This window comes from Candidatus Hydrogenedentota bacterium (assembly GCA_012523015.1).
In the GTDB taxonomy this organism is placed as follows: domain Bacteria; phylum Hydrogenedentota; class Hydrogenedentia; order Hydrogenedentales; family CAITNO01; genus JAAYBJ01.
Genome location: JAAYJI010000258.1, coordinates 1 through 4,769, shown reverse-complemented (window position 1 = coordinate 4,769; position 4,769 = coordinate 1). Strand labels below are relative to the sequence as shown.

Genomic DNA, 4,769 nt, shown 5'->3' with positions numbered 1-4,769 from the left:
ATGCGCGACCGCAGTCCCACATTAAAGGCGAGATTGTTGGGAACAGCTTTCGCTTCTTTTTCATCGAGGGCATCTAAGCGTTCATGGAGCGCGGCGCGATCAATCACGCTGAGTTCATGGGTACCTGCGGGGGTGATGCAGAGGAGTTTGCCGTCGGGGCTGCATGCGGGCGCCCAAGGATTTGCTGCGCCCTGATCCACATCATCGAGCAGTATTGTATTGACGAAACTGTTATCGGCTGTATCCACAATGCTCAGTGCGTTGGTGTTCATCCATCCCCGTTCAAGCTGGGTAGTCGGCAGATGGTAGCGGCCGAGGATGTGGGTTACATAAACATAGCGTCCGTCCGGGGATGCGCAAAGACCGCGCAGGCTGGTGCATCCGTTGGGAAGAGCGATTTCGCCTTGCCCTTCCAAGCTTTCTGTATCGATCACGGAAATGGCAGCGGCAATATAATCGCCGTCAGAAGGGCCTGTGGGCAATAGGTTGGCGACATATAACTTTGTGCCGGCTGCCGCAAGGGCAAGAGCAACAGGTTCACGCTCTACCGGAATGTGTTTCACAAGGCTATGCGTATTGAGGTCTACAACGGCGATGTTGTTGTTGAACTGGCAGGCGACAAAAAGCAGGTTTTTATCGGGCTGTACTGCCAAGGCGATCGGCGTATGACCCACCGCCTTTTCCCATTCTATTGCGCCGGAATCGACATCAACGCCGTAGACGCAGCCCTCCGGCGAAGCGCCGCAAACGAAAAGCGTTTTCTCATCGGCAGATAAGGCGAGGCCTGCGGGCGGCTTGCTTAGGGGGAAGCGGCGCAGCACGTCACGTCTGCTAAGATCCACCACGGCGACGGTATGCGCCGTATGTTCCGCCACGTATAAAAGGGAGCCTTCTTGATTGCCCACCACAGCGAGCGGAGATTGATACTGTTGTGCGGCGGCGACGGCGGCGCAGCCGATAATCAACAGTGCCGCGCCCAAGTGCAGGCAGAGAGCCCATGGGAGCCCTTGGTATGTTCTCATAGAAAACCTGTTCATTCGCGACCTTTCTATCATAGCGTATCCCGCAGTCATGCGGGGTGTCCGTCCCTCAGCATCGGCCTTGGGGGTGTCGAATGCCTGATGCTGTATCCGTGTACAAGTATGACATAAATTGTTGCGTCAGGCAAAAGGAAATGTGGCAAGCTTCACGGCGGAACAGGGCCGCGGCTTTGCCCCAAAAAAAATTTACGAGCTGCCCCTTCGACCAAAAATCCGAAGGCCGGGCTTTCTCAGAGGAAGGCGAAGGTTACACAGAGGATGCAGATGATATACAATAGCTTGTACATACGGTTGAAGTCCTCCGCTTTTTAAATCAAACAAGATTGGGCTTTTATTTTATCGGTCTTGTTGGTGTATAGTAACGCGGTTGGGGACAGCTAGGAGAGCATGAATGGACACACCGAAAAAGACAATAACCGGATTGATTAGTGCTTGGCTGGTGCATTTGCTCACCGCGTCAGGTGCGATTTTCGGTGTCTTGGCGTTACAGGCCATCGCGCAGCAGCAGTTCAAAGCGGCGCTCGGATGGATGATGATTACCGCCGCCATTGATGCGGTAGATGGTGCCCTCGCCCGATGGCGCCATGTCAAATGCTTCATCCCCCATTTTGATGGCGCGCTCCTCGATAACATGGTCGATTATTTCAACTATGTATTAGTCCCTGCCTTTTTCTTGTTAAACGCCTCCATAGTACCCGATCCGTGGCGCTTGATCTTGTCATCCATTATGATACTCAGTTCTGCCTACCAGTTTTGCCGGGACGATGCGAAGACAGCCGATCACACCTTTACCGGCTTCCCGTCTTATTGGAATGTAGTTCTTTTTTATGTCTTTTTATTGGAGTGTCCCCCTTGGCTCACGATCACCGTGCTGTTGGTTTGTGCCGTCGGCGTTTTTGTGCGGATTCGGTACCTCTATCCGAGCCGCACGCCCTTTCTGCGGCCGCTCAATCTCATCTTGGGTTTAGTGTGGGCGGGACTGGTCATCACGGCATGGCTATACTATCCTGAAAGACATCGATTTCTATTGTTGCTTTCCTTCTTTTACCTTATCTACTATTGTGTAATCAGTCTGTGGCTCACCCTGCGCAAGCAGACTGCCCTTGGGGATGCATCATGACACGAAGCACGGGAAACAAAATAGAGCGGCCCTACCGCATTGTTCTTTTTGGCGTTCAGGCGGAAGCGCTGCTGCCTTTGGTGCAAGCTTTCGACGCCGCCTTTGTTGTTGTGGATAAGAATCCGGATATTGTGATTTGTTATGGCGGTGATGGTACCCTGCTCACGGCGGAGCTGCGCTGGCCGGGCATACCCAAGGTGCCTATACTGAACAGCCGCCGCGGTCATCGCTGCATCCCCAAATCGCCTCGGGAAGTGGTTGAAGCCCTCGCGCGCAACGAGATGGTTCATTCTCATTACTCCAAACTGGAATGTGCGGTCTTTTCTTCGGACCAGCGGCAAGAAGCGGATTTTATACTCACCTGTCTTAATGAAGTGAATGTGCATATGGGACGCATTAACAGCGCTGTACGCTTTTGCCTTTGGGTTAATGATATACCCTTTGAAAATGGGGTTGAGGTAGTCAGCGATGGCTTTGTGGCTTGCACCGCCTTCGGCAGCTCCGCCTATTTTAAAGCGATTACAAAAGGTATTTTTAAGGAGGGGATCGGGCTTGCTTTCAAAGCGACTACCCACCCCGTCAACCATGTTATTGTTTCCGAACGCGATGAGGTACGTTTCGAAATTACACGGGGACCCGCCGTGTTGGCTTTCGATAACTCCCATGATTATCTTGATCTGGCTGCCGGCGATTATTTGACCGTACGCAAGCACCCGCAAAGTGCGCATATGCTGACTTGCGATCCTATCACCGCATTGGATGAACCTTTTTAGGCGCTTGCTGCGACAGCACCCATAAAAACGAAGCGCTAGAGGCGGTTGTGGATTCATGGCGCGCTTGGGGAATTTTCGTAGTTATAAGGAAGCGTGTTTTTAGGGAGATTTGGTTATGACAGGAAAATATCGACGCCCTACGTGGGATGAATATTTTATGGAGGTGACGAACGCTATTGCCAAGCGTGCCACCTGCAGCCGAGGCAGAAGCGGCTGCGTCATTGCACGGGATCAACGCTTGCTCGTGAGCGGGTATGTGGGGGCGCCTAAGGGCTTCCCCCATTGTGATGAGGTGGGACATCAATTCAAGAAGATGGTCCATGGCGACGGCACCATTACGGAACATTGCGTGCGTACGGTGCACGCCGAACAAAACGCTATTGCCCAAGCCGCGAAACTGGGCGTGTCCATTGACGGCGGCACCTTATACTGCCGGATGACACCCTGCCGCGTGTGCGCCATGTTGATTATCAACTGCGGCATTGTGCGCGTCGTCTGTGAGCGCCGCTATCATGATGGAGCCGAGTCAGAGGCCATGTTTCGGCAAGGCGGCGTCCAACTGGAATATATCCACGACGAGGTGCAGAAGTATGAATAGCCGCCGCTCCGGCGGAACGCGCTTTAGCCATTCCCGGGTGCACATGCCCTTCATACCCTAGACCAGCCCCAAATATTTCTCGAAGAAGGCAAGGAGTTTAGCAATGATTCCTTCCTTCGTTTTCTCTCTTCTGCCGCCAAAGCGTGATAAGGGCGGCAGGATCGTATCAATGTCCATACCTGTAGTTTTAAGGAATCCGTCGCGGAAGGCGTTATCGACGAAGCTTCTCGTTTCCTCTTCCTTGAGTTCTTCCTCTTGGATGAGCGCGCTGAGATCCGTTTCTTTTTGTTCATCCACGAATTTGCGCCAATCCTCGTCGACCTTGGTGCCGGCACTGATCCGGTCAACAAAGCTTATGATCAGTTCTTTTTTGCTGCGCAGTTCGATACTCGAGCTGATGGCTTTATCGATGGTTGCCAAGATTTCCTTATTCGAGCAGTTGCTTTCGTGATACTGGGCAACAAGCATCAAAATATAATCGATATTGACTTCGATCTGTTTGATGAGTTCCATCTCAAAGATAATATCGTCGTTGATATTTTCCTTGCCGCCTTCGCCTTGAGGACGCAGCTCTTGGTACAGATCAATATAGCGGCTTTGATAATCCTGCAAATCCCGTTGGGAAAGGATTTCCCTTCCCTCGAACTCGTCGAAGGCAGTCAGAATATTGCGCTGCCGTAAGAGGGCACCGAAAAGCTTTATAAAGGCTTTCTTCTTCTCTTCTCCAACAATTGCTTTTCCCAAGGGGAATTCTCTTTGCAGTTCTTCAACGAGCGCCTTATATCCGGGATACTTTTTTCCCTTATCTTCATAGCCATCGTAATATTCTTCGAAGGTTTTCAACAGCACGATGCCGCCCGCTTCTTTATCGCCAAAGAGTGCGATAGCCTCGTCGGTCGCTTCTTTTAAGTAACGGAAGCACACGATATTGCCAAAGGTCTTAACGCGGTTCAAGATGCGGTTGGTTCGTGAAAATGCCTGAATGAGCCCGTGCAGTCTTAAGTTCTTATCAACCCAGAGCGTGTTCAGCGTGGTGGCATCAAAGCCGGTCAGGAACATATTGACCACGATCAGCATATCCACCTCACGGTCTTTCACGCGCCGCGCCACATCTTTATAATAATTTTCGAAGCGGTCACGGGACGTGTCAAAGTTCGTTTTGAACATCTTATTATAGTCGGCAATAGCCGCCTCAAGGGCGTCCCGGGCGCTTTGATCGAGCCGTTCATTATCGAAGT

At 51.8% G+C, this 4,769-nt stretch carries 5 protein-coding genes; 3 read left to right on the top strand and 2 right to left on the bottom strand.

Annotated features, from left to right (window positions below):
* A partial coding sequence (locus GX117_11290; GenBank protein NLO33916.1) for a cell surface protein occupies positions 1-1,022 on the bottom strand: 1,022 nt, incomplete at its 3' end.
* 409 nt (positions 1,023-1,431) lie between these two features.
* Between GX117_11290 and GX117_11285 the strand changes: the two genes are divergently transcribed.
* The 3 genes from GX117_11285 to GX117_11275 all read left to right on the top strand — a co-directional run bounded on the left by GX117_11285 (position 1,432) and on the right by GX117_11275 (position 3,531).
* Entirely contained in the window at positions 1,432-2,160 is a 729-nt protein-coding gene (locus GX117_11285) for a hypothetical protein (protein ID NLO33915.1), read from the top strand.
* The gene (locus GX117_11280; protein NLO33914.1) at positions 2,157-2,933 is read left to right on the top strand and encodes a hypothetical protein; all 777 of its coding nucleotides are present in this window, start codon (positions 2,157-2,159) and stop codon (positions 2,931-2,933) included. The genes GX117_11285 and GX117_11280 overlap by 4 nt, the downstream gene beginning before the upstream one ends.
* A gap of 115 nt (positions 2,934-3,048) precedes the next feature.
* Positions 3,049-3,531, top strand: coding sequence for a cell division protein DedD (locus tag GX117_11275; protein NLO33913.1), 483 nt, complete (start codon positions 3,049-3,051; stop codon positions 3,529-3,531).
* A 57-nt stretch (positions 3,532-3,588) separates the two neighbouring features.
* Here GX117_11275 and GX117_11270 read toward each other — a convergent pair.
* Positions 3,589-4,769, bottom strand: a 1,181-nt coding sequence (locus GX117_11270; GenBank protein ID NLO33912.1) for a type I restriction endonuclease subunit R, incomplete at its 5' end; no start/stop codon positions are given.

What these genes read in the sequence shown, in the direction of transcription:
- GX117_11285 (NLO33915.1), top strand. Translation starts at nt 1,432, where the DNA reads ATGGACACACCGAAAAAGACAATAACCGGATTGATTAGTGCTTGGCTG.
- GX117_11280 (NLO33914.1), top strand. Translation starts at nt 2,157, where the DNA reads ATGACACGAAGCACGGGAAACAAAATAGAGCGGCCCTACCGCATTGTT.
- GX117_11275 (NLO33913.1), top strand. Translation starts at nt 3,049, where the DNA reads ATGACAGGAAAATATCGACGCCCTACGTGGGATGAATATTTTATGGAG.